The sequence below is a fragment of the Microcystis sp. M49636_WE2 genome, from assembly GCF_030065375.1.
Taxonomy (GTDB): Bacteria; Cyanobacteriota; Cyanobacteriia; order Cyanobacteriales; family Microcystaceae; genus Microcystis; species Microcystis aeruginosa_C.
This window is the reverse complement of record NZ_JASJFG010000442.1, coordinates 1-2,296: the sequence shown is the minus strand read 5'-3', so window position 1 is coordinate 2,296 and position 2,296 is coordinate 1. Positions and strand designations below refer to the sequence as shown.

2 protein-coding genes are annotated in these 2,296 nt (G+C 41.5%); both read left to right on the top strand.

The genetic code is table 11. The features are described 5' to 3' along the window. Window positions 1–23 precede the first annotated feature (23 nt). Window positions 24–854: a metallophosphoesterase gene (locus tag PX484_RS10565; protein ID WP_287670403.1), complete on the top strand. Its 831-nt coding sequence runs from the start codon at window positions 24–26 to the stop codon at window positions 852–854. A gap of 111 nt (window positions 855–965) precedes the next feature. Next, on the top strand, window positions 966–2,296 hold a 1,331-nt coding region (locus PX484_RS10560), incomplete at its 3' end, for a tetratricopeptide repeat protein (RefSeq protein WP_288103767.1).

The following is a 2,296-nucleotide window of genomic DNA, read 5'->3' as shown; positions in this document are numbered from 1 at the left end:
TACTCACCGACAACGGCTCACCGATGCGACCCTTTTGGTTAGAATCCTTACAGGTAGAAAGATTAACGATCGCAATTGCTGGCCTACCGGCACATCTGCAAGGGATCAAGTTGGTGCAGTGGTCAGATCTGCACTGCGATGCACAGCATTTGCCTGAAGCTGTCCTAGAAGAAGCGATCGCCATTACTAATCAGGAAAAACCCGATCTCATCTTCCTGACGGGGGATTTTATTACCTATAGTCCCAGTCCAATTTTTGCCCTAGTTGATAGCATAAAAGCTCTCAAAAGTCAAGGGGGTATTTATGCTTGTTTAGGAAATCATGACAGTTATCTTCCCAACGCAAGGGAAACGGTCAGATTAGCCCTAACTAGCGTGGGAATTCGGGTACTCTGGAATGAAATCGCCACACCCTACGGCGAAAATTTTCCCATCGTCGGATTGGCCGATTATTGGTCTGGGGAATTTTTACCGCAAATCCTCGAGCAAATTTCCCCCGATATACCCAGAATCGTCCTTTCCCACAATCCCGATACAGCTATGATTTTAAAGGATTGGCGCGTGGATTTGCAGTTATCCGGCCATACCCACGGAGGCCAAGTGACTATCCCCGGTATGGGTTCCCTACCGATAGTTTTAGAGAAACTTAGGCGCTCGCTGCCTGAACCCTATGATCAATGGGTTCCCTTTCACCGGCAGTTCAGCAGAGTAGTCCGATACTGGCAATGGTCCGAGGGATTTCATCGAGTCGGGGAAAATCAATTATATGTTAATCGCGGCTTAGGAACCTATTTTCCCGGTCGTCTTTTTTGTCCCCCCGAAGTGACGGTAATTACTTTGGTTAACAGCAGTTAGGAGTCAGTAGCCGGTCGTCAGGAGATTATTTTTATTTATTCTCCCCACCCCCATCACCCCATCACCCCAGTTCATAATTCATAATTCATAATTCATAATTCCCAACCACTTATGACAGAAAATAGAGATAACTTCAACGAAACTTATAAAGCACTAATTGAGCGCATTGTCAATCTAACTTTAGAAGGAAAAATTAGGGCTAAATCACAGGTTTATAACCTTTTAGCCGAGGGAGTAAAAAATGGCACAGGAGAAATTTTTGAGCGTTGTTTAACCGAAAAAATGATCGTTACTCGCTCACAGTTAGAAACAAAAATTAAAGCGACTAGGGTTTTACGGGCCTTGGAAACGATCGAAAGTGAATGGGAAAAATACCAAAAAACCAATCAGCAAAATTCTCTCACTGCAGCAGCGATCGATAATCTGGTAAAAATCGATCGAGAGGATCGTTTACTGACTTTAGTTAATTTAATTGATCCCAATCAAAATAATGCTTTAACCCTAGAACAATTACAACAGTTAGCCAAGCATTTACAGACAGTTGCTCAGCAGCGGGGAGAAGCAGATTTATGGCAAATTGCCACGGGAATTAATCTGGGGTTAAATACTTGGTCAAATTTATCGAATGATCTCACCAGTTGGCTGTACGAACAAAATCGCAATCTTGGTTTTACTAATGATAATGAGCGAGTGACTCCCTGGCAAATTTGGGCAAGTAAAGTTAATCCCTCCTGGTTAAAACGAGTATTAGAAAGTTTAGCTAATCAACAAGCTTTTGATTCTATCACTCAGGATTTAACTTTAGCCGATTGGGTAGAAACTGCTATTGTTTTTCAATATATCCAGAGAGGACTAATTAACTTTTTTGATCAGCGTATCTATAGCGAAAAATTAGGAGCCAAATTATCCATTTCTACCTTTCTCACCTTTGCTTTAATTTGGTCACTGTTAACCAATAGTTTCGAGCAAGTTAGTAAAAATTCTCTCTATAGTCGCGGCTGTTTTCAGATGGCTTTACAAATTCTGAGAACCTTTGCTCAACGGGATTATTTTCCTTTATACGGAGGAATTTTTGCCTCCTTTTCTGGCAGTTATCTCAAGGAGGCCTTAGATTATTTATCAATTCCTCTGCGTTATGTGGAAGGTACGGGAGAAAAGGCGAGAATTTTAACTTTAATTGCCTATTCTAATCGCATTCGCGGCGACTATCCACAGGCCAGAGAATGTCATCAACAAGCTTTAGAAATTGCTCGTCAACAGCAGGACTCTGCTTGTGAAATAGCTAATTTAAACCATTTATCGCGTCTCAATGCTATCCAAAAAAACTATACAGAAGCGATTAATTTAAGTCAGAGAGCTTTAATTTTAAGTCGTCAACAGGGTAATAGTTTAGGACAGGCTAACGCTTTAGCTAATTTGGGTTATAGTCAGGTACAGGAAGC